General features: G+C 33.6%; 25 protein-coding genes and 2 tRNA genes. 14 read left to right on the top strand and 13 right to left on the bottom strand.

Going from position 1 to position 25,685, the window contains the following annotated elements; translation table 11 throughout:
• The first annotated feature begins 63 nt into the window (after nucleotides 1-63).
• The 4 genes from mutS to AC3IPI_RS01795 all read left to right on the top strand — a co-directional run bounded on the left by mutS (nucleotide 64) and on the right by AC3IPI_RS01795 (nucleotide 3,545).
• The gene (gene mutS / locus AC3IPI_RS01810) at nucleotides 64-2,673 is read left to right on the top strand and encodes a DNA mismatch repair protein MutS (protein WP_489156758.1); all 2,610 of its coding nucleotides are present in this window, start codon (nucleotides 64-66) and stop codon (nucleotides 2,671-2,673) included.
• A gap of 150 nt (nucleotides 2,674-2,823) precedes the next feature.
• Nucleotides 2,824-2,896: transfer RNA gene (locus tag AC3IPI_RS01805), tRNA-Gly, on the top strand.
• Nucleotides 2,897-2,910: 14 nt separating this feature from the next.
• A tRNA-Leu gene (locus tag AC3IPI_RS01800) sits at nucleotides 2,911-2,996 on the top strand.
• Between the two features lie 174 nt (nucleotides 2,997-3,170).
• Nucleotides 3,171-3,545 carry a DUF1508 domain-containing protein gene (locus AC3IPI_RS01795; RefSeq protein WP_489156756.1) on the top strand — a complete coding sequence of 125 codons (375 nt, stop codon included), beginning with the start codon at nucleotides 3,171-3,173 and terminating at the stop codon, nucleotides 3,543-3,545.
• A gap of 222 nt (nucleotides 3,546-3,767) precedes the next feature.
• On the opposite strand, the gene AC3IPI_RS01790 is transcribed toward AC3IPI_RS01795, so the two are convergent.
• On the bottom strand, nucleotides 3,768-3,995 hold the full coding sequence (locus AC3IPI_RS01790; protein ID WP_035617948.1) for a hypothetical protein: 228 nt from the start codon (nucleotides 3,993-3,995) through the stop codon (nucleotides 3,768-3,770).
• A 371-nt stretch (nucleotides 3,996-4,366) separates the two neighbouring features.
• Complete coding sequence (locus AC3IPI_RS01785; RefSeq protein ID WP_489156754.1) at nucleotides 4,367-5,593, bottom strand: 3-deoxy-D-manno-octulosonic acid transferase; 1,227 nt, start codon at nucleotides 5,591-5,593, stop codon at nucleotides 4,367-4,369.
• A 165-nt stretch (nucleotides 5,594-5,758) separates the two neighbouring features.
• Here AC3IPI_RS01785 and AC3IPI_RS01780 point away from each other — a divergent pair, with 165 nt between their 5' ends.
• The 6 genes from AC3IPI_RS01780 to AC3IPI_RS01755 all read left to right on the top strand — a co-directional run bounded on the left by AC3IPI_RS01780 (nucleotide 5,759) and on the right by AC3IPI_RS01755 (nucleotide 10,843).
• Nucleotides 5,759-6,889 (top strand): DegT/DnrJ/EryC1/StrS family aminotransferase, encoded by a 1,131-nt coding sequence (locus tag AC3IPI_RS01780; RefSeq protein WP_039118508.1) that lies wholly within the window; start codon nucleotides 5,759-5,761, stop codon nucleotides 6,887-6,889.
• 36 nt (nucleotides 6,890-6,925) lie between these two features.
• A complete protein-coding gene (gene galE / locus AC3IPI_RS01775) occupies nucleotides 6,926-7,948 on the top strand; it encodes a UDP-glucose 4-epimerase GalE (protein ID WP_489156752.1) in 1,023 nt (340 codons plus the stop codon).
• Between the two features lie 83 nt (nucleotides 7,949-8,031).
• Complete coding sequence (locus tag AC3IPI_RS01770; RefSeq protein ID WP_039114780.1) at nucleotides 8,032-8,937, top strand: DMT family transporter; 906 nt, start codon at nucleotides 8,032-8,034, stop codon at nucleotides 8,935-8,937.
• Between the two features lie 106 nt (nucleotides 8,938-9,043).
• Complete coding sequence (locus AC3IPI_RS01765) at nucleotides 9,044-9,238, top strand: hypothetical protein (RefSeq protein ID WP_323488696.1); 195 nt, start codon at nucleotides 9,044-9,046, stop codon at nucleotides 9,236-9,238.
• Entirely contained in the window at nucleotides 9,223-9,549 is a 327-nt protein-coding gene (locus AC3IPI_RS01760) for a hypothetical protein (protein WP_323488697.1), read from the top strand. Before AC3IPI_RS01765 ends, AC3IPI_RS01760 begins: the two co-directional genes overlap by 16 nt.
• A 94-nt stretch (nucleotides 9,550-9,643) precedes the next feature.
• Complete coding sequence (locus AC3IPI_RS01755; protein ID WP_489156749.1) at nucleotides 9,644-10,843, top strand: glycerophosphodiester phosphodiesterase; 1,200 nt, start codon at nucleotides 9,644-9,646, stop codon at nucleotides 10,841-10,843.
• A gap of 120 nt (nucleotides 10,844-10,963) precedes the next feature.
• Here AC3IPI_RS01755 and AC3IPI_RS01750 read toward each other — a convergent pair whose 3' ends face one another.
• From AC3IPI_RS01750 to AC3IPI_RS01735, 4 genes are all read right to left on the bottom strand, one after another.
• Nucleotides 10,964-11,485, bottom strand: a complete 522-nt coding sequence (locus AC3IPI_RS01750; RefSeq protein ID WP_489156747.1) for a hypothetical protein — start codon at nucleotides 11,483-11,485, stop codon at nucleotides 10,964-10,966.
• Between the two features lie 113 nt (nucleotides 11,486-11,598).
• On the bottom strand, nucleotides 11,599-11,925 hold the full coding sequence (locus AC3IPI_RS01745) for a LytR/AlgR family response regulator transcription factor (protein WP_039118502.1): 327 nt from the start codon (nucleotides 11,923-11,925) through the stop codon (nucleotides 11,599-11,601).
• Nucleotides 11,926-12,085: 160 nt separating this feature from the next.
• On the bottom strand, nucleotides 12,086-12,961 hold the full coding sequence (gene fabD / locus AC3IPI_RS01740; RefSeq protein WP_039114774.1) for an ACP S-malonyltransferase: 876 nt from the start codon (nucleotides 12,959-12,961) through the stop codon (nucleotides 12,086-12,088).
• A 76-nt stretch (nucleotides 12,962-13,037) separates the two neighbouring features.
• Entirely contained in the window at nucleotides 13,038-13,295 is a 258-nt protein-coding gene (locus AC3IPI_RS01735; protein ID WP_489156744.1) for a DUF983 domain-containing protein, read from the bottom strand.
• A 204-nt stretch (nucleotides 13,296-13,499) separates the two neighbouring features.
• On the opposite strand from AC3IPI_RS01735, the gene AC3IPI_RS01730 reads away from it, so the two are divergent.
• Nucleotides 13,500-14,363 (top strand): AraC family transcriptional regulator, encoded by an 864-nt coding sequence (locus tag AC3IPI_RS01730; RefSeq protein ID WP_489156742.1) that lies wholly within the window; start codon nucleotides 13,500-13,502, stop codon nucleotides 14,361-14,363.
• Nucleotides 14,364-14,583: 220 nt separating this feature from the next.
• On the opposite strand, the gene AC3IPI_RS01725 is transcribed toward AC3IPI_RS01730, so the two are convergent.
• The 3 genes from AC3IPI_RS01725 to AC3IPI_RS01715 form a co-directional block, all read right to left on the bottom strand.
• On the bottom strand, nucleotides 14,584-15,114 hold the full coding sequence (locus tag AC3IPI_RS01725; protein ID WP_039118501.1) for a YceI family protein: 531 nt from the start codon (nucleotides 15,112-15,114) through the stop codon (nucleotides 14,584-14,586).
• A 47-nt stretch (nucleotides 15,115-15,161) separates the two neighbouring features.
• Nucleotides 15,162-15,884, bottom strand: a complete 723-nt coding sequence (locus tag AC3IPI_RS01720; RefSeq protein ID WP_489156740.1) for a pirin family protein — start codon at nucleotides 15,882-15,884, stop codon at nucleotides 15,162-15,164.
• A 442-nt stretch (nucleotides 15,885-16,326) separates the two neighbouring features.
• Entirely contained in the window at nucleotides 16,327-17,808 is a 1,482-nt protein-coding gene (locus AC3IPI_RS01715; RefSeq protein ID WP_489156738.1) for a helix-turn-helix domain-containing protein, read from the bottom strand.
• 118 nt (nucleotides 17,809-17,926) lie between these two features.
• Here AC3IPI_RS01715 and aceB point away from each other — a divergent pair, with 118 nt between their 5' ends.
• Nucleotides 17,927-19,528: a malate synthase A gene (gene aceB / locus AC3IPI_RS01710; protein ID WP_489156736.1), complete on the top strand. Its 1,602-nt coding sequence runs from the start codon at nucleotides 17,927-17,929 to the stop codon at nucleotides 19,526-19,528.
• Between the two features lie 192 nt (nucleotides 19,529-19,720).
• A complete protein-coding gene (aceA, locus tag AC3IPI_RS01705) occupies nucleotides 19,721-21,001 on the top strand; it encodes an isocitrate lyase (protein ID WP_039114763.1) in 1,281 nt (426 codons plus the stop codon).
• A gap of 114 nt (nucleotides 21,002-21,115) precedes the next feature.
• On the opposite strand, the gene AC3IPI_RS01700 is transcribed toward aceA, so the two are convergent.
• From AC3IPI_RS01700 to AC3IPI_RS01685, 4 genes are read right to left on the bottom strand one after another with little or no spacing between them, the layout of a single operon-like run.
• Nucleotides 21,116-21,691 carry a Crp/Fnr family transcriptional regulator gene (locus AC3IPI_RS01700; RefSeq protein ID WP_039114761.1) on the bottom strand — a complete coding sequence of 192 codons (576 nt, stop codon included), beginning with the start codon at nucleotides 21,689-21,691 and terminating at the stop codon, nucleotides 21,116-21,118.
• Nucleotides 21,691-22,008 (bottom strand): DUF6370 family protein, encoded by a 318-nt coding sequence (locus AC3IPI_RS01695; protein WP_489156733.1) that lies wholly within the window; start codon nucleotides 22,006-22,008, stop codon nucleotides 21,691-21,693. Before AC3IPI_RS01695 ends, AC3IPI_RS01700 begins: the two co-directional genes overlap by 1 nt.
• 3 nt (nucleotides 22,009-22,011) lie before the next feature.
• A complete protein-coding gene (purT, locus tag AC3IPI_RS01690; RefSeq protein WP_489156731.1) occupies nucleotides 22,012-23,172 on the bottom strand; it encodes a formate-dependent phosphoribosylglycinamide formyltransferase in 1,161 nt (386 codons plus the stop codon).
• Nucleotides 23,169-23,657: a hypothetical protein gene (locus AC3IPI_RS01685; protein WP_489156729.1), complete on the bottom strand. Its 489-nt coding sequence runs from the start codon at nucleotides 23,655-23,657 to the stop codon at nucleotides 23,169-23,171. The genes purT and AC3IPI_RS01685 overlap by 4 nt, the downstream gene beginning before the upstream one ends.
• A 1,212-nt stretch (nucleotides 23,658-24,869) precedes the next feature.
• On the opposite strand from AC3IPI_RS01685, the gene AC3IPI_RS01680 reads away from it, so the two are divergent.
• Nucleotides 24,870-25,649 carry a hypothetical protein gene (locus AC3IPI_RS01680; protein WP_489156727.1) on the top strand — a complete coding sequence of 260 codons (780 nt, stop codon included), beginning with the start codon at nucleotides 24,870-24,872 and terminating at the stop codon, nucleotides 25,647-25,649.
• Nucleotides 25,650-25,685 lie beyond the last annotated feature (36 nt).

The following is a 25,685-nucleotide window of genomic DNA, read 5'->3' as shown; positions in this document are numbered from 1 at the left end:
TCTTTATTCGCTTTAAAATTTATAAATTCGCTGTCATAAAATTTCATTTAAAAACATAGTAATTTGGCAGCGAAAGAGAAAGTGGTGAAAGAAACACCCTTAATGAAACAGTACAACGAAATCAAGAGAAAATATCCTGATGCATGTCTGCTTTTTAGAGTTGGCGATTTTTACGAAACCTTTGGGGAAGACGCTATTAGAGCTTCTAAAATTCTAGGAATAACATTAACGAAACGTGGTGCGGGTTCAGAAACCGAAACAGCTTTGGCTGGTTTTCCGCATCATTCTATTAATACATATTTACCAAAATTGGTAAAAGCAGGACTTCGTGTAGCGATTTGTGATCAGCTGGAAGATCCTAAAATGACCAAAACAATCGTAAAAAGAGGGGTTACAGAACTGGTAACTCCGGGAGTTTCTCTTAACGATGAAGTATTGCAGTCGAAAACTAATAATTTTTTGGCATCGGTTTATTTTACTAATAAAAATATCGGTGTTTCATTTCTGGATGTTTCTACAGGAGAATTTCTTACTGCGCAAGGAAATGCGGAGTACATAGATAAGTTATTGCAAAATTTTAATCCAAGTGAAGTTTTAGTTCCAAAGCATAATAAGAGTGATTTTAAAGATGCCTTTGGAGAAGATTTTCATAGTTTTTATTTAGAAGATTGGATTTATAAGGAAGATTACGCTTTTGAGATTTTGACGAAACATTTTCAAACCGTTTCCTTAAAAGGTTTTGGAATCGAAGAATTAAAAGAAGGAATCATTGCTTCGGGAGCAATCTTGTATTATTTATCCGAAACACAACATAATAGAGTACAACATATAACTGCAATTCAACGTATCGCCGAAGATGCTTATGTGTGGATGGATCGTTTTACGATTCGTAATCTGGAATTGTATCATAGTTATAATCCAAATGCAGTTACGCTTCTGGATGTTATCGATAGAACGCTTTCGCCAATGGGTGGGCGTTTGTTAAAACGATGGCTGGCATTACCTCTTAAAGATAGTAATAAGATAAAAAGTCGTCATGAAGTAGTAACGTATCTAAAGGAGAATCAGGAAGTACTACATGATATTCAGTATCAAATTAAGCAAATATCCGATTTAGAACGTTTGATTTCCAAAATTGCAGCGGGGAAAGTTTCTCCTCGTGAGATTGTTTATTTAAAGGAATCTCTGGATGCTATAATTCCGATAAAAGAACTTGCGCTTAAAAGCCCGCAAGAAGCAGTAAAAGTAATAGGAGATAGTTTGCATAGTTGTGAATTATTGCGTGAGAAAATTAAAACGACCTTAAATCAGGAATCAGCACCAGTATCTATTAATAAAGGAAACGCTATTGCAAAAGGGATTAGCGAAGAACTGGATGATTTACGAGCAATATCGACTTCAGGAAAAGAATATTTAGAAGGGATTGAAACCAGAGAATCGCAAAGAACAGGAATTACTTCTTTGAAGATATCATTCAATAATGTTTTTGGATATTATATAGAAGTTCGAAATACGCATAAAGACAAAGTACCTGCAGAATGGATTCGTAAACAAACATTGGTAAATGCAGAGCGTTATATAACTGAGGAATTAAAAGAATACGAAACTAAAATTCTAGGAGCCGAAGAGAAAATTCATAAAATAGAGTTGGAGCTTTTTGAACAATTAGTTTCTTGGATTACAACATATATCAAGCCCGTGCAAATGAATGCAAGCTTGGTAGCACAATTAGATTGCTTGTGTTCGTTTACGCAACTAGCAATCGAGAATAAATACGTTTGTCCGGAAATAGATGAATCTTTCGAATTAGAAATTAAAAACGGAAGGCATCCTGTTATCGAAAAACAATTACCAGTTGGAGTACCTTATATCGCTAATGATGTTTTCTTAGATAGAGAAACGCAACAAATAATAATGATTACTGGACCCAACATGTCTGGTAAATCTGCTATTTTGCGTCAAACAGCTTTAATTGTATTGCTGGCTCAAATGGGGAGTTTTGTTCCTGCGGACAGTGTTAGGATGGGAATGGTTGATAAGATATTTACCAGAGTAGGAGCTTCGGATAATATTTCGATGGGAGAATCGACTTTTATGGTCGAGATGAACGAAACTGCTTCTATCCTGAATAATATCTCAGACAGAAGTTTGGTCTTGTTAGATGAGATAGGAAGAGGAACTAGTACTTATGATGGGATTTCGATTGCGTGGGCAATTGCTGAGTTTTTACATGAGCATCCGTCAAGACCTAAGACTTTATTTGCTACGCATTATCATGAGTTAAATGAAATGACTGATTCGTTACCAAGAATCCAGAATTATAACGTTGCAGTAAAAGAATTAAAAGATACCGTTCTTTTTATCCGAAAACTGGTAAAAGGAGGTAGCGCGCATAGTTTTGGTATTCATGTGGCAAAAATGGCTGGAATGCCTCAAATTGTAATCTTGAAAGCACAGAAACTTTTAAAGAAACTAGAGAAGGATCATTCGAGCGATGCGCTAAACGGAGTTAAATCAGATAATGACGAGATGCAAATGAGTTTCTTTAATCTGGATGATCCGTTATTAGAAGAGATAAAAGAAGAGATTCTAAATCTTGATATAAATGCGATAACCCCAGTAGAAGCACTGATGAAGCTTAATGAGATAAAAAGAATGATTACGAGGAAATAATTTCAATTTTTAAAGAATACGTTATCAGAATGTTATGTTTTTTGTGTAATTTTTTTTCAAAAAAGGCTTGTTTAATTCAATAAATGTCCTAAATTTGCACTCGCAATACAGAACAATTCAAGTGTTGTAGTTCTTAAATAAAAATGAAATGCGAAAATAGCTCAGTTGGTAGAGCGCGACCTTGCCAAGGTCGAGGTCGCGGGTTCGAGCCCCGTTTTTCGCTCAACACCACATAATGCTCGGATGGTGAAATTGGTAGACACGCTGGACTTAAAATCCAGTGAACAGCAATGTTCGTGCGGGTTCAAGTCCCGCTCTGAGTACTAAAAACCTCTTCTTTTTGAAGGGGTTTTTTTATTTTACAAAAGTTTGTAATCTTAAAAGTAAACTTAATAATACTTGATTATGAGCTTTGAATAAATCTTCGTTGGTTTTGAAATCAATAATCTAGAAGTCTGGGGGTTTTGTAATCAACAATCTAAAAATTTAAAATATAAATGGGTGCTTTCGTGATAAGTAAGAGGTTTAATGATGAGTATAAATTTGTGTTTACTTCCAGGAAAGGGAAGGTCATCTTTACGAGTTTGAGTTATGAGTTGAAGTTTGAGGGTGAAGAGGATATTGAGAAGTTTAAGACGAATATTGATCAGGCTAGGTTTTTGAAATTTAAAGGTTCTGGTGGTAAGTATTTTTTTAAATTGATGTTGGGTGAGGTTCATTTTGCTACAAGTCGAAAATACACTACAGAATTGCTTTTGCAGAAAGGGGTTAAGGAAATAGTAACTTATGCTGCGAGGTCTGAAACTTTGGATTTTTCATCAAGTGAATCTATTTTTGAAGATGAAGTTTTTGAGGAGGAGATGGAAGATTAGGAAAGTGATAAATTTCAATAAAAAGAAATCCCAAATTCCAATACTGTAAAAGGTTGGGATTTGGGATTTTTTTTTGCTTTTTAAATTCTATTGCTTGAATTTGGACCTGGGCGATAGCGAACAGGCGAAGCAATTTTAAAATATTAGAATTTCAAAAATTATAAGCACAAAAAAAAAACCATCTCAAGGATGGTTTTAAAAATTTTAGAATCTAGGTTCTAATTATTTTTTTGCAGCTTCAGTTGCAGTTTTAGCAGCATCAGTAGCAGTAGCAGCAGCAGAATCAACTACAACAGCAGCAGAATCAACTACAGCAGCAGCAGAATCAACAACAACAGCAGCAGAATCAACTACAGCAGCAGCGTCGTCAGCAGGAGCAGCGTCAGCTTTTTTACAAGATACAACAGTTAAAACAGCAACAACAGCTAAACTTAAAAATACTTTTTTCATCTTACTTTATTATAAAAGGTTAATTATTAATTCGTGGCAAAGATATAAATTTTTTAATATGTAAAATATTTTTTTATTTTTTTTTTAAAATATTCTTCGTTGCCTACGTTTATCTTATTATCAATTAACGTGCCAAAAACGTTAAAAAGCTTTTAGAGGTAATGAATTAATGTTTAAAGGGGTGTTTTTTAGTAAAAGGTACTCGGCAAGACTAGTAAATACGGTACTTTTTTATTTTTTATTGGATTAATCTCTGTAGAAATGGATTGATATTGGTTGTGAAAATTTGAAATTCTAAATTTATTTTATCTGGAAACAGTCGAAAAATTATGATTTGAATAACATGTTTTATGATAATTTAGGGAGAGAGATTAAATAGTACTCATAATTTTATCAGTAGCACCCTTCTTGTTTTGAACGTAAGACTTGCAAATTAATCCTTTCTCGTTAAGGTGGTTTTTATCTGTAATAAGGTTGTTGAATTCAGTTTTCAGTTCTTCCGTAGTAGTAATAGATATGCAGCCTCCTAATTGTACAAGTTCTGTGGCTTCGGCAAAATGAGAATAATTTGGTCCAATTATAATAGGAAGACCAAAAGTTGCAGGCTCGAGAATATTATGAACGCCAGGATTTCCGAAACCACCGCCTACATAAGCAATCGTTGCGTAGCTATATATCTTGGTTAGTATTCCAACAGTATCAATTATAAATACATCATAATCTGCTAGGTTTTTGCCTTCTTTTTCAGAAAACAGAATTGTCTTCTTAGTAATAGATTGTTGCAGACTTGTAATTTGTTCTGGTTTGATATTATGTGGAGCGATAATAAATTTTACACGCTCTTGGGTAGTATTGATATATTCAGTAAGTAGAACTTCGTCTTTAGGCCATGAACTGCCAATAACAATAGTAGTTGTGTTGTTTTTAAATTCAGCAATAAAATCTAAAGTATTATCACGTTCTAAAATAGCAACAACACGATCAAATCGGGTATCACCCGAAATAATTACGTTCTTATATCCAATAGATTCGATTTTGTTTTTGGAGCTTTCGTTTTGAACAAAAAAATAAGTAAAGGCATCAAGCGCTTTTTTATAAAAACCACCATACCATTTAAAGAATATCTGATTGTCTCTAAAAATTCCCGAAACTAAATAAGTAGGGATATTGTTTTTCTTTAGTTCATTAAGGTAGTTTAGCCAGAATTCATATTTGATAAAGAATACCATTTCTGGGTGAGCAAGTTTTAGAAATTGCTTAGCATTATATTTAGTGTCCAATGGCAAATAAAGCGTTACATCAGCAACAGTATTATTCTTTCTGACTTCATAACCTGAAGGAGAAAAGAAAGTAACAATGATTTTATGAGAAGGGTATTTTTCTTTTACTTTTTCAATAACGGGTAATCCTTGCTCATATTCGCCTAGTGAAGCAGCGTGAAACCAAATCGTTTTGTCTGAGGGTTTTATCTTTTCTTTAAGGATAGTAAAAACATCTTTTCTTCCGTTTACAAAAAGTCTGATTTTTGGACTAAAAAGGGCTACTATTTTTAATAAAAAGGCTACAACAAAAACGATTAGATTGTATAGAAAAAGCATAGTTAAATATTTGGGGCTAAAATACGTTTCTTTCAATTATTTTCATTGGTTTAAACTCATTAAATAACTATTTTTGTTGCTCGTTTTCGGAAGTATTATTTTGAAGGTCAATAGAAATGTGGCTTTCTTTATTCGGGAACGCAAACTTTAAATTAGAATATCGAAATGAAAAAAATTCAAATGGTTGACTTAAAAAGTCAATATGATAAAATAAAAGTAGCTGTAAATGCTTCAATTCAAGACGTTTTAGATACAAATACATATATTAATGGGCCATTAGTTCATGAATTCCAAAAAAATCTTGAAGCCTATTTAGGAGTAAAACATGTTATTCCTTGTGCAAACGGTACAGATGCATTGCAAATCGCAATGATGGGGTTGGATTTAAAACCAGGAGATGAAGTTATTACTGCCGATTTTACTTTTGCTGCTACTGTAGAGGTGATTGCTTTGTTGCAATTAACTCCAGTTTTAGTAGATGTTGAGATGGATAGTATGAACATTTCTATCGATGCAATTAAAAAAGCAATTACTCCAAAAACTAAAGCAATCGTTCCGGTACATTTGTTCGGACGTGCTGCTAATATGGATGCAATTATGGATCTTGCCAAGGAACATAATTTGTATGTAATCGAAGATAATGCACAAGCAATAGGAGCTGATTATGTTTCTAAATCTGGTGCTAAAACTAAAGTAGGAGTTATGGGGCATGTAGCTGCAACTTCTTTCTTTCCATCTAAAAATTTAGGTTGTTATGGAGATGGTGGAGCAATTTTTACAAATGATGATGCCTTGGCACACATTATTCGTGGAATTGTAAATCACGGAATGTATGAGCGTTACCATCATGATGTTGTGGGTGTAAATTCACGTTTAGATAGTATTCAGGCAGGAGTTTTAAATGTAAAACTTCCATTATTAGATGAATATAATAAAGCACGTCGTGAAGCAGCAACTAAGTATAATGCTGCATTAGCAGGTCACGCTAACATTATTACGCCTTCATTTAATGCTAACGAAAACGACCACGTTTTTCATCAATATACTTTGCGAATTATAAATGCAGACAGAAACGGATTGTTGCAACATTTACAGGATAAAGGAATTCCTTGTGCAATTTATTATCCAATTCCGTTGCATTCACAAAAAGCCTATGTTGATGTTCGTTATAAAGAAGAATATTTCCCAGTAACTAATCAATTGGTACAAGAAGTATTGTCGTTGCCAATGCATACTGAGCTTGACGATGAGCAAATTAAATTCATTACCGATAGTGTAATTGAGTTTTTAAAATAAACCAGACTAAATAAATAGCCAAAAAATAACCAAGAAATGAAAGTATTAGTAACAGGGGGATTAGGATTTATCGGTTCGCATACCGTAGTCGAATTGCAAAATGAAGGCTTTGAAGTTGTAATAATTGATAATCTTTCTAATTCTTCAGAAGATGTTTTAAAAGGTATTGTAGCCATTACAGGTAAAACGCCTTTATTCGAAAAATTAGATTTAAGAGAAAAGGCTGCAGTGCAAAACTTCTTTAAGAAATATAATGATGTTACTGGGGTAATTCATTTTGCGGCATCAAAAGCTGTTGGAGAAAGTGTTGAAAATCCACTTTTGTACTACGAAAACAATATTAGTAGTTTGGTATATCTTTTACAAGAGTTACAGCAAAAACCTGAAGCTAGTTTTATATTTAGTTCTTCTTGTACGGTTTACGGTCAAGCCGAAAAAATGCCAATTACAGAAGATGCTCCTGTGCAACAACCAATATCTCCTTATGGAAATACCAAGAAAATTGGTGAAGAAATTATTAGAGATACTGCAAAAGCAACTAATATCAATGCTATTTTATTGCGTTATTTTAATCCGATTGGAGCACATCCATCAACAGAAATTGGAGAGTTACCGATTGGAGTTCCTCAAAATTTAGTTCCTTTTATTACACAAACCGGAATCGGATTGCGTCAGGAGTTATCAGTTTATGGAGATGATTATCCTACAACTGATGGTACTTGTGTTCGTGATTATATTCATGTCGTTGATTTAGCAAAAGCGCATGTTGTGGCTCTGCAAAGATTATTGACTAAAAAGAATCTGGATAAAGTAGAAATATTTAATCTGGGTACAGGAAAAGGAAGTTCTGTTCTTGAGGTGATTACAAGCTTTGAAAAGGTAAGCGATAAAAAATTACCATACAAAATTGTAGCGCGAAGAGAAGGTGATATTACTGAGGCCTATGCAAATACAGCAAAAGCTAATGATGTGCTGGGATGGAAAGCTCAATCAACGCTTGATGAAGCGATGAAGAGCGCTTGGAAATGGGAAGAAAAGATAAGAAATAAAGTTTCTTAATTTAAAATAGATAGTATTTTAAAAGTCCCAAATTATAGCATTATAATTTGGGACTTTTTTATTTAAAAGACATAGTATTAGCGATGCAACAAAAGCCAGATTATAAATTATATCTCTGCATGGCAACAGTAGGGATTGTGTGGGGAACAACTTTTTTAGGAATCAGGGTTGCGGTAGAAACAATTCCGCCATGGTTTGTAACTTCTATTCGTCAGGGGTTAGCAGGATTAATAGCGATGACTATTTTATTGTTTAAAAAAGAATTAAAATGGATTGGTTGGGAGAACTTTAAACACCAATTAATTCCAGCTTTATTAATGATTGTTATTGCAAATGGTTTTACTACAGTTGCGGAACAAACTTTACCGAGTGGGTTAGCATCTATAATGAGTGCTTTATCACCAGTACTTATTTTTATAGGAAGTGTTTTGTTCGGATTGCAAAAACCAAGCTTAAAAGGTGTTATAGGAGTAATAATTGGTTTTACAGGAGTTGTTTTTATTTTTAAAGATGGACTTGGTTCATTTTTAGATTCTAATTATCAACATGGACTTATATTTATGAGTTTAGCAATTTTAGGTTGGGCGGCAGGTACAATTTATACAAAGACTCACGCTCATAAATCGAATAATATTACGCTGAATTTATTTTATCAGTTTACTATCGCTACTTTGGTTCAGTTGGTTTTGGCATTTATTTTTTCTCCAAATCCAGATGTGAGTTTATGGAGTACGAGAAGTATTTTGGCAGCTTTGTATTTGTCTGTTTTTGGGTCTATACTTGCTTTTTTCTCCTATCATTATGCTTTAAAACGAGTAACGGCTATTCAGGTTTCTATTTTGTCTTACTTTAATACTATAATTGCAGTTTTTTTAGGTTGGTTGTTGTTGGACGAAGTAATCACTGTCGATTTTATTATTGCTACGGCACTTATTATATCAGGCGTTTTTATTATTAATTATAAAAAGAAAGAAAAAAAGATTGTATAAAAATCTTATTTCTAATTAAATAGAAATCCCAAATTATTATTTATGATAGTTTGGGATTTTTTGTTTGGTGTAAAATGTTGTAAATTTGACTGTTAAAAAATTTATCATGAATGCTAAAAAAGAAAACTCCAAAATAAACAAAGTCGAAGAGCCTTCGGTTGAATATGAGATTTCTAAAGCTAAATTTAAGGGAATCGACAAGACTACTTTTGATTTTGATGAAGAGATGAAAAAAGGGTATACGACCGAAGAAGCAAAAGCAGAATCTATTAAACGAATACGTGAGTGGTGGGGAAAATAAAGCTTGCTTACACATCACATGTAATTAGTTATTTAGATGATTTGGTTCGTGTTTTATATAAAAATGACTATTTTGGTTTTATAGAAACAGCTGAAGAGTATGTTTTGAATATTTATGATTTTGTTTCTGGAAATATTAAATCAAGTCAGCATAGAATAACTCCTAAAAGAATACAATATTTAGGTTCAAATTACATTTTTTATAAAGTAAATAAAAGAACTACATGGTTTATTTTCTTCGAAAAGCAGAATGAAAACTTCTTGATTACGGGAATTTTAAATAATCATTGCGAAGAAGCAAATGTTTTGTGAATTTATTTTTATTGTAAAATTATATAACTGATACTTAACTCAGTGCTAACGTTTGTTGAGTGAAAATGGCATTTATTTGCTAAAAATATAAACTATGAACTCATTTCAAATTTTAAAAAGTACAATTTTCTTAAGTGCTGTAATTTTGTTATTGGCTTGTGATATGAATGATGATAATCAAACGCCCGAAAATGGAAAATATCCAACTTTAACAGGGGCAAATCCTATTGTAGTAGCTCATCGTGGTGCATCGGGTTATTTGCCAGAGCATACAATCGAAGGATATACAAAAGCTATAGAAATGGGAGCCGATTTTATAGAGCCCGATTTAGTAATGACGAAAGATGGACAACTAGTAGTGCGTCATGAACCAATGTTATCTGGAACTACAAATGTGTCAGAAATTCCAGCTTTTGCTTCTAAAAAAACTACCAAAAATATTGATGGTGCAATGATTACCGATTGGTTTGTTTCTGATTTTACTTTGGCGGAAATAAAACAATTAAAGGCGAAACAAGCTTTTGCGGAGCGTTCTCAAGCGTATAATAACAAATATTCGATTCCAACATTTGCAGAGGTTATTGCTTTAGCGAAACAAAAAACAGCACAATCAGGACGTGTTATAGGGATTTATCCTGAAACAAAACACCCTTCTTTTCATGAAGCATTAGGTTTAAAAATCACAGATAAATTATTAGAGATGTTAACTGCCGAAGGTTGGAACAGTGCTTCATCTCCAGTTTATATTCAGTCGTTTGAAGTTTCTAATTTGCAATATATCAGAAGTAAATCAACAGTTAAAATTATCCAGTTGTTAAGTTGCTATGATGTGGCTTTAAATGGTGATTTGATTTTTACAGTTCCCGAAGGAGAGATTATTTCTGATGGAAAACCGTATGATTGGCATTTAAAAGGAGACACTAGAGATTACGGATTTTTTAGAACTCAGGAAGGTTTGGATTTTGTTAAAACCTACGCAACAGGAATTGGTCCTTGGAAACCTTTTATTATTCCTTATAAAGGAACAGATGTAAATAAAGATGGAAAGGCTGATGATATAAATGCCGACGGAAAAGTAGATGATGCAGATAAAGAAGCTTTGTCGCCTACAACTTTAATTTCAGATGCGCATAAAAAAGGATTACTGGTACATGCTTATACGTTTAGAAATGAAGGAAAACGATTGTTGAGTAATTATAAGAATAACCCAACTTTAGAATATCAGGCTTTCTATAAATTAGGATTGGATGGTGTGTTTTCTGATTTTACAGATACAGCCGCTCAGGCGAGATAATTTGCTTTTTGATATGAACTCTAATTCTGCAAGGTGTTTTTTAAGTCTTGTAGGTATGATATAATGTATATTCTAATATCCTAACAGGTTTTTAAAACCTGTTAGGATAATGTAGAGTTGTTATTTCGGATCGAAAGTTTGCGGAATTTTTTGGTTTTCTTTTTCTTTATCAAAAATCCAAGATATAATCCACCATCTTCCTTCGTCATAATAAAGTTGTATGCTGTTAATGCCTCTTCGGGCAACAGGACCGTTTTTTACTAATCGAGTTTCGTAAGTGCTCCAAACGTGCGCAATATTTCCAAACACACGAACTTCTCTGTTTATTTCATTTTCATAGAAAGCTGTTTTCGCAACCATATCATCCGTTTCTTTGTGGAACTCTTTAAGAATCATAGTAGTATGTTGTAGTTTTCCTGCGGCGTTTTCTAATGGAAAAGAATAGATAGCATTTGCGTCATGAAGCGAAAGGTCGCGTTCCCATTGTCTTTTTTCGCCAGCTTCTCCAGAAACTGCCTCATAAGTAGCTTTCATAATTCCATTAATAGTAGCTACATCTTCCTTTAGAGGATATTTTTGTGCATTCGAAATTTGTGTAGTCATAATAATAGTAAATGTGATTTTTAAAATTGCTTTAATCATTACTGAATTGTTTAATTTTCAGGCAAATGAAAACAAAGTATAAAGCACATGAAACTATTTTATACAGTAGTGTGTAAATACTACACATACTGCTTGTTTTTTTATGTAGATGGTTATAGCATAAATTTATCGAGAGCAGTATTTAGACATTCTTTGTAGGTTTTGCCAATGGTGATTTTGTTTCCCTTGGCAATAATCTGATTATCTTCTATGCTGTCGATATTAGTTAAATTGACTATTGATGAATTATGAACTCTCATAAATTCTTTGGGTAATACATCTATTAATTCTTTTAGAGATTTGTAATAGGTGTATTTTGTGTTATCTACAGTTATTATTTGTACATAATTCCCTAAACCAGTAATGACAGCGATAGTATCAAAGTATAGTTTAATTATCTTTTTATCGGTTTTTATGAAAGTAAATTTTTCAGATGTCATTGTGGTTTTGTGATTTGTGTGGATTTTCAAAATTACATAAATACTGTTGTATTGATGGTGTGGATAATAAAAAAATCCCCACAAACATATGCTTGTGAGGATTCTATTTGTATTGACAATTTTTAGACTGACTACTTAAAACTGTAACTGCGACTTAAAATTATGCATTCGCCGTAACAGCTTCTTTATCAATTTTTCCAATTAATCCAGCTAAAACTTTTCCAGGGCCTACTTCTGTAAATAAAGTAGCACCATCAGCAATCATTTGTTGTACAGATTGTGTCCATTTTACTGGAGCTGTAAGCTGAATGATTAAATTCTTTTTTATTTCGTTTGCATCAGAAACTGCACTTGCAGTTACGTTTTGATATACTGGGCAAATAGGAGTAGAGAAAGTTGTTGCTTCTATCGCAGCAGCTAATTCTTCTCTTGCAGGCTCCATCATTGGTGAGTGAAAAGCTCCACCAACAGGTAATATTAAAGCACGTTTTGCACCAGCAGCTTTCATTGCTTCACAAGCTTTTTCAACAGCAGTAGTTTCTCCAGAGATTACTAATTGTCCAGGACAGTTATAGTTTGCAGCAACTACGATTCCGTCTATCGAAGCACAAACTTCTTCCACTACATTATCTGCTAATCCTAAAACTGCAGCCATTGTAGATGGAGTAATTTCGCAAGCTTTTTGCATTGCCAAAGCACGTTGAGAAACTAATTTTAATCCGTCTTCAAAAGACAAAGTACCGTTTGCAACTAGAGCAGAAAATTCTCCTAAAGAGTGACCTGCTACCATTTCTGGTTTAAAATCTTCTCCCAAAGTTTTGGCTAAAATAACCGAATGCAAGAATACAGCAGGCTGAGTTACTTTGGTTTCTTTTAGTTCTTCGGCAGTACCTTCGAACATGATATCTGTGATTCTGAAACCTAATATTTCATTAGCTCTTTCAAATAATTCTTTGGCTAAAGCCGAATTTTCATATAAGTCTTTGCCCATTCCTGTAAATTGTGCGCCTTGACCTGGAAATACGTATGCTTTCATTTCTTTTAATTTAAAAATTTAGTGATTCTAAGATTGAAAAATTAGTTTCAATTGAAAGACAAAAATACTATTTTTTTTAGCTTGAATAATTCTTAAACATATAAATCCACAACAATCTCGAAAGTCGGATATTAAAGAAAGAAAAAGCAATAATCACTACGGCAATAATTGGAATGATTCTTAAATCGAAATTTTTTTCAAAGAAAAATTGAGCAATGCAATAAGTAGCAATACCTTGTGCTACAGTTAGTCCATAGCTCATATACATGGCGCCAAAAAAGAAACCAGGTTCTTTCTCGAATTTAAAACCACATTCACTACAAGTTTTGTGCATTTTTGGAAATTTGAATGTGAAAAATATATTTTTCTCATCTAGAACTTTTCCTTTGTGACAATTAGGACATTCATTTCTTAAAACATGGGTGATCATATATGACATAATTGATTCATTTTTTATTATATACAAAGATACCGCGCTGGTTTTCAATTCTGTTTTTATATCTTCGCTTATTATAGCACAATAAAGACATTTGTAGCCATGAAAAAGTACCCAATTTATAGCGTTACCAATTTTAGTTGTAATGATACGAGGAGTGATTTTTATGTTAATTCGTTTACCGAACATTTAAAAACGCACAGTTTTGTCGAGAAGCCACATCGTCATGATTCCTATTTAATGGTTTTGTTTACGGATGGTTCTGGAATTCATGAGATTGATTTTGATAGATTTGATATAAAAAAAGGAAGTTTGTTTTTGCTTCAGCCAGGACAAATCCATTTTTGGGGTTTAGCACAAGATATTGAAGGATATGTTGTAATCTTCTCTCAGGAAATGTACAACCTGTATTTTGGTCAAAAAAAAATCAATGATTATGCTTTTTACAGTTCGATAAATAATAAACCTCAAGTTTATTTTGATGCCGATTCTATAAAAGGAATTACACCTTATTTTGAGTTGTTAATGCGAGAAAGTAAGCAGAAGAATAAATACCAGTTGGATAAAATGCTTAATCTTTTAGATTCAATTCATATAGAAATTGCAAGGAAATATGATGATTCTGATGTTCATGAAGTACATCCTTATAACATAAAAATAAAGAAGTTTGAAGAGCTTTTGGAACTTCATTTTAAGACTAATAAATCGCCTTCATTTTACGCCGAACAATTACATATTACCTTAAAGCATCTTAATAGAATATGTAATGATATTTTAAAAAAAACTGCAACAGAAGTAATTACAGACCGAGTTGTTTTGGAGATAAAAAGAATGCTAATTGATAAACAACTAGCGGTAAATGAAATTGCCGAAGAAGTTGGGTATGATGATTATTCGTATTTCTCCAGAGTCTTTAAAAAATATACCAACTTATCGCCAACTGAGTTTAGGAATTTGAAGAAGTAGCTTTTTTTGAGAGAGGTGAGAAGTAAGATGTTAGAAGCAAGATGAGGGATGTGAGATGAAAACGGTTGTCAGGCTGAGCGTCCCGATCCCGAAACTTCGGGACGGGAGAAGCCCCGCAAACATTCGGTGTTGTTTAGAAAAGAAAAAAAACAAAACCCTATACTTCTTTCAAAGCATAGGGTTTTAACCAAATTAAATACTAAAATTTATGTAGGGGTAATTATTGTTTTGCAAATTGCAATTCAATGTTCAAACGAACATCATCGCTTACTAAAACTCCACCTGCTTCTAATGCTGAGTTCCAGTTTAATCCCCAATCTTTACGATTGATTTTTCCTGTAATATTCAAACCAACTTTTGTGTTTCCCCATGGGTCAGTCATGATTCCGCTAAATTCTACCGGAAGTTTAACTTGTTTTTCAACACCTCTGATGTCTAAATTACCAGTAAGTTCGTAATTACCATCGTCTATTTTTGTAAAAGCGGTAGATTTAAAAGTCATTTTTGGACTGTTTTCTATATCAAAGAAATCAGCACTTCTTAAATGATTGTCTCTATCTGTGTTTCCAGTATCAATAGATTTGATGTCTGCAGAAAAAGTAATCGCTGCGTTCTCAAAGTTATTCTCGTTGCTTGCAATAGTAGCTTCATAGTCATTAAATTTACCTGAAACATTAGTAAACATCATGTGTTTTACTTTAAAACCAATTTCTGAGTGTGTTGGGTCAATTGCCCATTTTGTAGTTGCCATAATTTTTTGTTTTTATTTATTAAATAATAGTTTTATATAATGTTGAATTAATAATTTACTTGCATCGGAATTTCCATTAATAAAAATTCCGCATCGGTATTTGCTGTAATAGTTGCTGTTTTAAAATCTTTGATTCCTATAGCATCACGAGTATTTAATTCTTGCCCGTTGATGGTTACGTTTCCTTTTAAAATGAAAGCATATAAACCGTTTCCTTCTTTTTTAACCGAATATTCTGTTGTGGTTCCAGTGTCAAAATTCCCCATATGAAACCAAGCGTCTTGATGAATCCAAACTCCAGCATCATCAGGATTCGGAGATAATACTTGCTGTAATTTATTATGTCTGTCTTCTGTTTTTAAAGAAATTTGTTGGTAACGTGGAGTTACATTGCGTTTGTTTGGGAACAACCAAATCTGTAATAATTTAGTTTGTTTATCTGCGTTTGGATTAAACTCACTATGTTGGATCCCTGTTCCGGCACTCATTACCTGGATATCTCCATGTTTAATGATTTCGGTATTTCCCATGCTGTCTTTATGAGCCAAATCTCCTTCTAGCGGAATGGTAATAATCTCCATATTATCGTGAGGATGCGTGCCAAAACCCATTCCTGCTGCAATAGTATCATCGTTTAAAACTCGAAGTGCTCCAAATTGTATGCGCTCTGAATCGTAATAGGTTGCGAAACTAAAACTGTGATATGCATTTAACCAACCGTGGTTTGCATTTCCACGAGTTTCGGCTTTGTGTATTACTATATTTTCCATGATTGTTTGTGTTTGTTGTTATTTGATAGGGCAAATTTACAACCAAAGGAAAGGGAGAGCACTTAACCTAGATTAAGAAATGAATTTTTTTGAGGTTCAAAGGTTTTTTTTGAGGTTCAGAGGTTCAAAGGGACAAAGAAGCAAAGGTTCTGAGTGATAAAGAAACAAAGACTTATTTTATCGTATAAAACAGATACAAGCTAACCGCAACATTGTCATTCTGAGCGAAGTTGAAGGGCCACAAAGTAATATTCCCAATCCTTGCCGAGCTACTTACGTTGGACGGTTTTTTATCCATTCTATGCTTGCAATATTGCTAATCTTTGTCGAGTTTCTCGCGGAGATCTCTCCTTCGTCGGGATGACAAGATTGTGTGAAAATCTAAGGAGTCTAATGTCTAAGAAGTCTAATGTCTAGTGTCTAAGAAATCTAGAAATCTAATTTAACTATATTTCGCTATATACTGTTGTACAACTAAATCGGTGTTTTCGTGGCGTTTTTTGTTTTCAAGTTGTGTTGGAGGTGAGGCTCTTTCTAAGCAGTTTTTTACAGCGCAAGTTTCGCAAGTAACACCAACTATTTGTTTTACGATTGGTTTAGCTTCTATAAACTTGAATTTCTTTTTCATGGCTGGAGTAATCAAAATTCCAACCGAAATACTTCGGATACAGTTTTCTACAAAAGGATCTTTGGTAGCCGATGAAAAAACCAAATATTCGTTTCCGCTATTCTCATAACTCGAAATTTGAGCGTCAAAGAAATGTACTTTGTTTTGTTTAATCGCTTCGTCAATGGTTTTAATAGAAACCCATCGGCGGCAATAATGCTCATTCATTTCATTGGCATGAGGTTCTTGCTGATTGGTAATATGAAGTTCTTTTTTTATTTGATACGTTCCCGAGCCTATATGATGGGACATTCTAAGGAAAAATAAATTCTTTAAATGAAAATCCTTTGGTAAAAGATTGGTTAATCTCTGGTAAAATGATTCAGGCGAAACATTGAATTTCTCGATTAAAGCAACAAACTCTTCAGGTCTTGGATGCTCTTTGGTTAAGAAAAGATTAATGTCATCTATTAATAATTTTCTAGGTAATAATAATGCTCCAGCAAAATAGGAAGCGTAAAAATTATGCAAGACCTGATCAAAATTGTCAAACTTTATCCAGCTGAAGGTCAGTAATCTGTCGGTTATTTCTAAGTAGTTATAAGCTATTTCTTTGGCTAATATAAAAGCTCTTTGCGGATCATCTATTTCTTTAGAAAGTAATAAAGTTTTGCTTTTAGGAACATAAATAGATCGTAAATCGCCCAAAGCTTCCTGATCTTTAAAGAAGAGTTCTTTAATTGTATAACCGTATTCTTCTTTTAGAATGGCACTTAATTCCAAAGTTGAAATTTGATTCTCAAGATTAATCTGGAATGATTTTGAGAAAGCAACTACTTTATTTTCTAAATCTTCAAAGTAATTTGTGTGTGCTTCTTGGTAGGAACGCAAGGATGCCAAGAAAAAACTTTCCCGACTTAAATTATAGTGTTGTGCAATTTCTATTATGGTGCTAATAAAGGCATTGACTTTTGCAGGAGCATTAGCAATAATATCAATTAAATCATTTTCATGGATTCCAAAAAGCTCTAACGGAATTTCTTTTAAAATACCAGATTTTAAAATTTCGCCTATCGGTGCTAAGTTGTTATCTAGTTTCAAAGAAACCATTTGATCATAACTTATGTCAAGATTTTCGCACAAGAGTAAAATCTTATCAGTCTTCGGATATTTCTTTCCTTTTTCTATTTCGTTCAAATAGGATTTAGAAAGGTTCGTGAGTTTGGCCAAGCCAAATAACGAAAGGTTTTTTTGCGTACGAACCTGTTTTAATTTAAGTCCGAAAATAAGCTTGATATAGTCTTTTTCAATGTCCATAACTCAAAAATACGCATTATAAAAATAATCGCCAAAAAAATATTTTTAATATTTAGCGAACGTTCGCTTGTTTTGTGTTAAACTTTTTTATAACATTGTCGTATAAAATGTATTAGCTATGAAAAACCAATTGGAAATTACAGAGACGGCAATGGAGTTTTTAGCCGAAAAAAACAATTCTTATACTGCTATCTGGACAGATGAAGCAGTAGCTTTTATAACAGAATTGCATCGAAAATTTGATTCTCAACGTAAACTATTACTGTTTCAGAGAGAGCAGAAACAAATTTTATTTGATCAAGGCGTCATGCCAACTTTTCCAGTTGAAACTAAATTAGTCAGAGAAGATAATTGGACAGCAGGATCCATTCCTAAAGATTTATTGGATAGGAGAGTAGAGATTACAGGGCCAGTTGATAGAAAAATGATTATCAATGCCCTTAATTCTGGTGCGAAGACATTCATGGCCGATTTTGAAGATAGTACTTCTCCAACATGGGGAAATTTAATGAGCGGACAAGTAAACTTAATCGATGCTGTAAATAAAACTATCAGTTTGACTGATGAGGTTAAAAACAAAACCTATCAGTTAAATGAAAATATCGCGACTTTAATTGTTCGACCTAGAGGAATACATCTTAATGAGAAACATGTTCTGGTAGAAGGTCAGGAAGTTTCGGGATCATTGGTAGATTTTGGTTTGTATGTTTTTCATAATCATAAAAAATTACTTGAAAACGGAACAGCTCCTTATTTTTATATTCCAAAATTAGAACATTATCTAGAAGCGCGTTGGTGGAATAACGTGATTGAATTTACTCAGAACTATTTAAGAATTCCTCAGGGAACGATTAAAGTTACGGTTCTTATAGAAACGATAACAGCAAGTTTTCAGCTGGACGAAATTATATTCGAATTAAAAGAGCATATCGTTGGGTTAAACTGTGGGCGTTGGGATTATATCTTTTCATACATAAAGAAATTCCATAAACATCCTTCGTTTTTGGTTCCAGACAGAGATCAGGTAAATATGACTTCGCCTTTTATGAAAGCGTATTCTAATCTGGTAATTCAGAGATGTCATAAAAGAGGTATCCACGCAATTGGAGGAATGGCAGCTCAAATTCCGATTAAGAATAATGATGAGGCTAATGCTATCGCTTTCGCGAAAGTAAAAGCCGATAAAGAGCGTGAGGTTCGTAACGGTCACGACGGAACATGGGTAGCACATCCAGATTTGGTTTCATTAGCAAAAGAGATATTTGATGCAGGAATGCCAACACCAAATCAGATTCATATAGCAAGACCGCATCTTACAATTACCGAGCAAGATTTGCTTGAAGTGCCAAATGGTACTATAACTGAAGAAGGAGTTCGAAAAAATATTAATGTAGTAGTTTTGTATCTGGCTTCCTGGCTTAACGGACAAGGTGCAGCGGCTATACATAATTTAATGGAAGATGCGGCAACAGCAGAGATTTCGAGATCGCAATTGTGGCAATGGTTATATAACAAAGTGGTTTTGGATAATGGAAAGCAGTTGAATCTGGCCTATTATCACAAATTAGCTTTAGATGAATTCAGTAAAATTAAAAAGGAATTGGGCGAAGAAAACTATGAAAAACGCTGGTTTCCTTTGGCTGAAAAAGTACTGGAAAGGTTGGTTGTAACGCTCGACTTCGAAAACTTTCTTACTATCCCATGTTACAAATATCTATAATGAATTAAAAATTGAGAATTAAAAATATTTTTTCACGCAGATTTAGCAGATAACGCAGATTTTTAATTTAAAATCTATGGATTTAAAAAAAAATCAGAGTAGCAATAAAATTTTTTTTTTTGAGACTCTGTAGAAAACTGCAAACTGCAACTGCAAACTTTTTTGCTTACTAACAACCCAAATAACTATACTATGAAAACAACAGAAGACAGAATTCAGGAATTGATCAACGATTGGTTAACAAACCCGAGATGGGCAGGAGTAGAGAGACCTTACACAGCAACTGAGGTGGTTACTTTACAAGGGTCTTACGAAATAGAACATTCTATTGCCAAAATGGGCGCTCAAAAATTATGGAGAAAACTTAAAAGTCAAGATTTTGTAGCAGGATTAGGTGCTTTAACCGGTAATCAGGCGATACAAGAAGTTGATGCAGGTTTAGAAGCTATTTATTTGAGTGGATGGCAAGTCGCTGCAGATGCTAATTTGGCTGGCGAAATGTATCCTGATCAATCTCTTTATCCTGTAAATAGTGTGCCTATGGTGGTTAAGAAAATAAACAATGCTTTATTAAGAGCTGATCAAATTCAGGTTGTTAATGGAGTTCAGGATAAAAAAGATTATTTAGTGCCTATTGTTGCTGATGCCGAAGCTGGTTTTGGAGGAAACTTAAATGCATTCGAACTAATGAAATCTATGATTGAGTCTGGAGCTTCTGGAGTTCATTTTGAAGATCAATTGAGTTCTGCAAAAAAGTGTGGACATCTTGGAGGGAAAGTTTTAGTGCCAACTCAGGAAGCGATTAATAAACTGGTAGCAGCAAGATTAGCAGCAGATGTTATGGGAACACCAACTCTTATTGTTGCAAGAACAGATGCTGATGCAGCTAATTTATTAACGAGTGATGTAGATCCTAGAGATGCTCCGTTTATTACTGGCGAAAAAACTAATGAAGGTTTCTTTTATGTAAATAGCGGAATTGATCAGGGAATTGCGAGAGGTTTAAGCTATGCGCCTTATGCCGATTTAATCTGGATGGAAACCAGTAATCCGGATTTGGTATATGCTAAAAAGTTTGCTGATGCTATGCGTGAACAATTTCCTGATAAAATGCTAGCTTATAACTGTTCTCCATCATTTAATTGGGCTGCTAAATTATCTGTTGCCGAGATGGAAACTTTTAGAGAAGACTTGGCTGCAATGGGATATAAATTCCAATTTATTACGTTGGCAGGATTCCATGCTTTAAATACAAGTATGTTCGAATTGTCTAAAGCATATAAAGAAAGAGGAATGGCAGGATATTCTGAATTACAGGAAAAAGAATTTGCTTTACAAAGTAGCGGATTTAGAGCTGTAAAACATCAGGCTTTCGTAGGGACTTCTTACTTTGATGCTGTACAAAATACAGTAACGATAGGTAAATCAACAACTACTGCAATGAAACATTCTACTGAAGTTGAGCAGTTTTAACTCAATAAAACTAGTTCAATATTAAGAGGATTTTAAAATTTTAACCATTAAGATATTAAGAAAAATTAAGCTTTGGCCTTAATAAAACTTAATGTCTTAATGGTAAAATAAAAACTATTTCTTTAAAAGTCTTGCTTTCATTTTGCTAAAAAATTCGGGTGTAACTCCGATGAAAGAAGCAATTTGTTTTTGAGGTACTTTCTGGATTAGTGTTGGATATTTGGCGCAGAATTTTTCAAAACGTTCTTCGGCAGATAAACTTAGATTATCCATTAAGCGTTGCTGATTGGCAACCAATGAATTCTCAGTTAAAATCCTGAAAAAACGTTCTAATTTTGGAATATCAAAATACAGTTGTTCTTGGTTTTCTTTGCTAAGAACGACAACTTCGGCATCTTCTACAACTTCAATAAATAGTTGTCCTGGTTTTTGAGTAATAAGGCTATACATATCGCTTATCCACCATCCTTGACAAGAAAAACTCAATACATGTTCTACAATATTGTCATTGATATTAAAACTTCGAATGATTCCTGAGTTTATAAAATAAGATTCTTTGCAAACATTTCCTGCGTTTAATAAAATCGTTTTGGCTTTGTAGAAACGGGTTTCAGTTTTGGATAAAAAATGAGCTTGTTCTTCGGGGGTTAGTGAAACATGTTTGGCAATGTTTTCTAGAATTAATTCCATTATTTTTCTTTTACCAATGTAAACGTAGTTACTTTATAACGGTTGTTTTCTATTTTTCCAGTTACTGCTGCTTTACGGATTGTATTACAAAAACCATCTTTTGCATGTGCATCGCCATGTTCGTCTATAGTAGTTCCATCTACGAAATAAGATTTTCCGTCTATGCGAACAGCTAAATCACAGCTATTTCCTTTCATCCCAAATTGACATTCTCCACAAGCTGTTTCTACAATTTGAGGTTTTTCGGTGGTTTTTTTGTCTTGTGCATTGATTGTGATACTTAAGAATAGAAATGCTAAGAATACTAATTTTTTCATCTTTTATAAAATTACAGTTATTAATTGTGCGGTTTTTTTTGCTCTTTCGACCACTTCTTCAATCGGTGTTTCCAGAATGTCGTTTGATAAAACAACTCCCATACGACGGTAAGGTCTTGAAGTTGGTTTCCCAAAGATACGGAAGTCGGTTTTAGGTAATGCAGCAACTTTTTCGATTCCGATATAAGTTGGATTGTTTGATTCTCCAGAGGCTAGAATTACTGCGCTTGCTCCAGCTTTTTCTAAGGTTATTTCGAAAATTGGCAAACTTAAAATAGCACGTAAATGCAATTCAAATTCGTTGAAGTTTTGTGTTCCTGCTAAAGTTACCATTCCGGTATCGTGTGGGCGAGGAGAAAGTTCAGAGAAATAAACTCCTTCGTTGGTTAAGAAAAATTCTACTCCAAAAAGACCTGCGCCTCCCAAAGCTTCGGTTATTTTCTCGGCCATATCTTGGGCTTCGTATAAATCCTTATCGGATACTCGGGCGGGTTGCCAACTTTCCTGATAATCGCCACGTTCTTGGCGGTGACCTATTGGTGCACAAAATAGGGTTGGGTTGTTATTTTGAGTAATTGTTAAAAGTGTAATCTCTGAATCGAAGTTTACAAATGCTTCTACAATTACTTCGATAACATCTCCGCGTGAACCTGCTACAGCATAATCCCAGGCTTTTAGGATGTCATCTTGGGTTTTTATAGTCGATTGCCCTTTTCCTGAAGAAGACATTAAAGGTTTTACAACACATGGCATTCCTACTTCCTGAACCGCTTTTTGTAGTTCTTCGGCTGAGGTCGCATATTGATATTTGGCAGTTTTAAGTCCTAGTTCTTTGGCTGCTAAATCACGAATGGCTTTGCGATTCATGGTGTAGTTTGCCGCTTTCGCAGATGGAACTACTGTAATGCCTTGTTTCTCGTAATCGTAAAATCGTTCGGTACGAATGGCTTCTATTTCGGGAACTATAAAATCGGGTTTGTGTTTGGCTACGATTTTGTCAAGGGCTTCGCCATCGAGCATATTGATTACTTCAAAGCCATGTGCAACTTGCATTGCCGGAGCATTTTCGTAACTATCTACAGCAATTATGGTTTGTCCGATGCGTTGTGCAGCGATGGTAAATTCTTTGCCTAATTCGCCTGAACCTAGAAGTAGTATTTTCATTGTGTTTTATTTAATGTTTGAGGGTCTTGACTTAGTTTTACAATTATCAAACTACTAATAAAAGTCATTATCATTAATAAAAAAGATAAAAATAATATCATTAGTATCGAAAGAACAACTTGATCATAGATCTGGGAATGTAATACAACCGAAATTCCATTAACAAACTGTCCAATTATATAAAGTGTAAAAAGTGCTATTATGATTTTTAAGCTTACAGCAAATGAGAATTGTGAGCAAGCTTGAAAGTATGTTATTTGATTTAATGAATGGCTTATTTTTTTACCAGAACTCCAGAATAGAAAAACGAGGAATAACGGAAATAATACTCCCCAAAAGATAGGATTCCAAAAAGCACCAAAATCGGATATTTTGATACAAAGGTCAACAAAATAGCTTTCTGAAAATATTAGTAACGGAAATATAGCACACACACAAACTCCAGCAATAATCGAATGTTTTGTTATGCTATTGTTTAATGCCATTTGGATTTAGTTTTGAGAGTAAAGATAAAAAAATGGAATTTATTCTCACGCAGATTTTGCAGATTCGATAGATTTAATTGTTGGTTGTATTGTAATACTGTGTGTAGACGCACTGCGGTGCGTCTCTACAGTTGGAACGTGAAGATAGATGGTTTTAATTATTGACAATCAATGAGTGTAGAGACGCACCGCAGTGCGTCTACGCAATCTATATCTATAATCTATATTTTTGGATTGCGTTGATTTAACCGCAAAGTTCGCAAAGGTGTAGGCGAAGGGCGCAAAGTTTTGTTTTAGTTAAAATAAGGTCCGCAAAGGTTTCACGCAGATTTTGCAGATTCGGCAGATTTAATTGATGTTTGTGTTGTAATACTGTGTGTAGACGCACTGCGGTGCGTCTCTACAGTTGGAACGTGAAGATAAATAGTTTTAATTATTGACAATCGATCGCTGTAGAGACGCACCGCAGTGCGTCTACGTAATCTGAATCTATAATCTATATTTTTGGATTGTGTTGATTTAACCGCAAAGTTCGCAAAGTTGTAGGCGGAGAGCATAAAGTTTTTGACGGGAAGTTAAAATAAGGTTCGCAAAGGTTTCACGCAGATTTTGCAGATTCGGCAGATTTAATTGATGTTTGTGTTGTAATACTGTGTGTAGACGCACTGCGGTGCGTCTCTACAATTGGAACGTGTAGCTAGATGTGTTTTGTATGTGTTTTAATTATTGACAATCAATTTGTGTAGAGACGCACCGCAGTGCGTCTACGTAATCTGAATCTATAATCTATTTTTTTGGATGTATTGATTTAACCGCAACGTTCAGAAAGGTTTCATGCAGATTTTGCAGATTCGGCAGATTTTTATTTAATTGGAAATTTAATTTTTAGATAAAGAAAGTATACAGTTTGTCATTTCAGAAATGACAAGATTGTGGGAACATAAAGTGTAATTATAAATGTAAAAGTTCTTGTTTTACGGTTTGCGTGAGGGATAGAAGCGGATAGCCCACAGCCTGACGAAGGAAGTGCGAGGACTTGTAGCGAATAGCCCGACCCTTGTGGTCACGCCCAAGTTTAAAGCCTTTTATGGAGTAATTATTTGTTAATAATTATGGTTATAACTTCTTGTTTGACTAATAAGGAACTTCCTTTAAAGCGATACTATATTTATATATTTGCCGGCTTACAAATAATAATTATAATTTAAAATAATGAAAGTAAAATTTTACTTAATAGTAAGTGCTTTATTAATGTCGGCATTAGTACATTCTCAGTCTGGTGGGATTACATTTAACTTGGGAATGGGAGAGCAAAAAGCTGATGCAATTGTTTTTAAAAAAGACAAACAAAAAATTAGTGGAGTAGTTAAATTTCCTGGGGTTGCTGATAAAAAGATAAAAATTAAAGTAGGAGATGAAAATGAAAAATATGCAAGTAAAGACATAGATTCAATTCAGATTTTTGACCAGAATAAAAAACTGTCTTATGTTTTTGTATGGACAAAGACAAAAGTGTACAAAAAAAAGGGTACGGAGTTTAAGGTTATTGATGAAAGCTGGATATGTAAAATAATTAATGGAAATGTATCTTTATATTTAGGAGGTGAGGAATACGGGATAAAAGAAGTTAAGGTTGAAGATGAAAAGACTAAAGAGAAGATAAAAGAGAATAAAATGAAAATTGTCTCTAAAGATGTTAATCATTACATGAAAAGGAGTAAGGAGGATTATCCGGTATTGGTTTCTATGAGTTCAAATGCTCTTTCTGCAGGATACAATGCTTTTTTTAGAGAGTATGGAGTTTATTACTTTAGTGATGATTCTGAAATTGCTAAGAAAATAGAAGATAAAGAATATAAATATTATGATATTGAGGTTGTTGTAAATTTGTATAACAAAAAACGAGAGCCGAAAATTGAGCCAAAAGTTGAGCCAAAAACTACGAAAACTACAAAACCAAAGACAACTAAAAAAACTACCAAGAAAAAATAAGCAATAAAAAAAGCGATACTTTATTTAAAAAAGTAT

Source organism: Flavobacterium sp. GL_143 (assembly GCF_057834355.1).
The sequence above is the reverse complement of the archived record's forward strand: the minus strand, read 5'-3'. Positions and strand labels throughout refer to the sequence as shown.

What these genes read in the sequence shown, in the direction of transcription:
- AC3IPI_RS01795 (WP_489156756.1), top strand. Translation starts at nt 3,171, where the DNA reads ATGGGTGCTTTCGTGATAAGTAAGAGGTTTAATGATGAGTATAAATTT.
- AC3IPI_RS01790 (WP_035617948.1), bottom strand. Translation starts at nt 3,995, where the DNA reads ATGAAAAAAGTATTTTTAAGTTTAGCTGTTGTTGCTGTTTTAACTGTT.
- AC3IPI_RS01785 (WP_489156754.1), bottom strand. Translation starts at nt 5,593, where the DNA reads ATGCTTTTTCTATACAATCTAATCGTTTTTGTTGTAGCCTTTTTATTA.
- AC3IPI_RS01780 (WP_039118508.1), top strand. Translation starts at nt 5,759, where the DNA reads ATGAAAAAAATTCAAATGGTTGACTTAAAAAGTCAATATGATAAAATA.
- galE (WP_489156752.1), top strand. Translation starts at nt 6,926, where the DNA reads ATGAAAGTATTAGTAACAGGGGGATTAGGATTTATCGGTTCGCATACC.
- AC3IPI_RS01770 (WP_039114780.1), top strand. Translation starts at nt 8,032, where the DNA reads ATGCAACAAAAGCCAGATTATAAATTATATCTCTGCATGGCAACAGTA.
- AC3IPI_RS01765 (WP_323488696.1), top strand. Translation starts at nt 9,044, where the DNA reads ATGAATGCTAAAAAAGAAAACTCCAAAATAAACAAAGTCGAAGAGCCT.
- AC3IPI_RS01755 (WP_489156749.1), top strand. Translation starts at nt 9,644, where the DNA reads ATGAACTCATTTCAAATTTTAAAAAGTACAATTTTCTTAAGTGCTGTA.
- AC3IPI_RS01750 (WP_489156747.1), bottom strand. Translation starts at nt 11,485, where the DNA reads ATGATTAAAGCAATTTTAAAAATCACATTTACTATTATTATGACTACA.
- AC3IPI_RS01745 (WP_039118502.1), bottom strand. Translation starts at nt 11,925, where the DNA reads ATGACATCTGAAAAATTTACTTTCATAAAAACCGATAAAAAGATAATT.
- fabD (WP_039114774.1), bottom strand. Translation starts at nt 12,961, where the DNA reads ATGAAAGCATACGTATTTCCAGGTCAAGGCGCACAATTTACAGGAATG.
- AC3IPI_RS01735 (WP_489156744.1), bottom strand. Translation starts at nt 13,295, where the DNA reads ATGCACAAAACTTGTAGTGAATGTGGTTTTAAATTCGAGAAAGAACCT.
- AC3IPI_RS01730 (WP_489156742.1), top strand. Translation starts at nt 13,500, where the DNA reads ATGAAAAAGTACCCAATTTATAGCGTTACCAATTTTAGTTGTAATGAT.
- AC3IPI_RS01725 (WP_039118501.1), bottom strand. Translation starts at nt 15,114, where the DNA reads ATGGCAACTACAAAATGGGCAATTGACCCAACACACTCAGAAATTGGT.
- AC3IPI_RS01720 (WP_489156740.1), bottom strand. Translation starts at nt 15,884, where the DNA reads ATGGAAAATATAGTAATACACAAAGCCGAAACTCGTGGAAATGCAAAC.
- AC3IPI_RS01715 (WP_489156738.1), bottom strand. Translation starts at nt 17,808, where the DNA reads ATGGACATTGAAAAAGACTATATCAAGCTTATTTTCGGACTTAAATTA.
- aceB (WP_489156736.1), top strand. Translation starts at nt 17,927, where the DNA reads ATGAAAAACCAATTGGAAATTACAGAGACGGCAATGGAGTTTTTAGCC.
- aceA (WP_039114763.1), top strand. Translation starts at nt 19,721, where the DNA reads ATGAAAACAACAGAAGACAGAATTCAGGAATTGATCAACGATTGGTTA.
- AC3IPI_RS01700 (WP_039114761.1), bottom strand. Translation starts at nt 21,691, where the DNA reads ATGGAATTAATTCTAGAAAACATTGCCAAACATGTTTCACTAACCCCC.
- AC3IPI_RS01695 (WP_489156733.1), bottom strand. Translation starts at nt 22,008, where the DNA reads ATGAAAAAATTAGTATTCTTAGCATTTCTATTCTTAAGTATCACAATC.
- purT (WP_489156731.1), bottom strand. Translation starts at nt 23,172, where the DNA reads ATGAAAATACTACTTCTAGGTTCAGGCGAATTAGGCAAAGAATTTACC.
- AC3IPI_RS01685 (WP_489156729.1), bottom strand. Translation starts at nt 23,657, where the DNA reads ATGGCATTAAACAATAGCATAACAAAACATTCGATTATTGCTGGAGTT.
- AC3IPI_RS01680 (WP_489156727.1), top strand. Translation starts at nt 24,870, where the DNA reads ATGAAAGTAAAATTTTACTTAATAGTAAGTGCTTTATTAATGTCGGCA.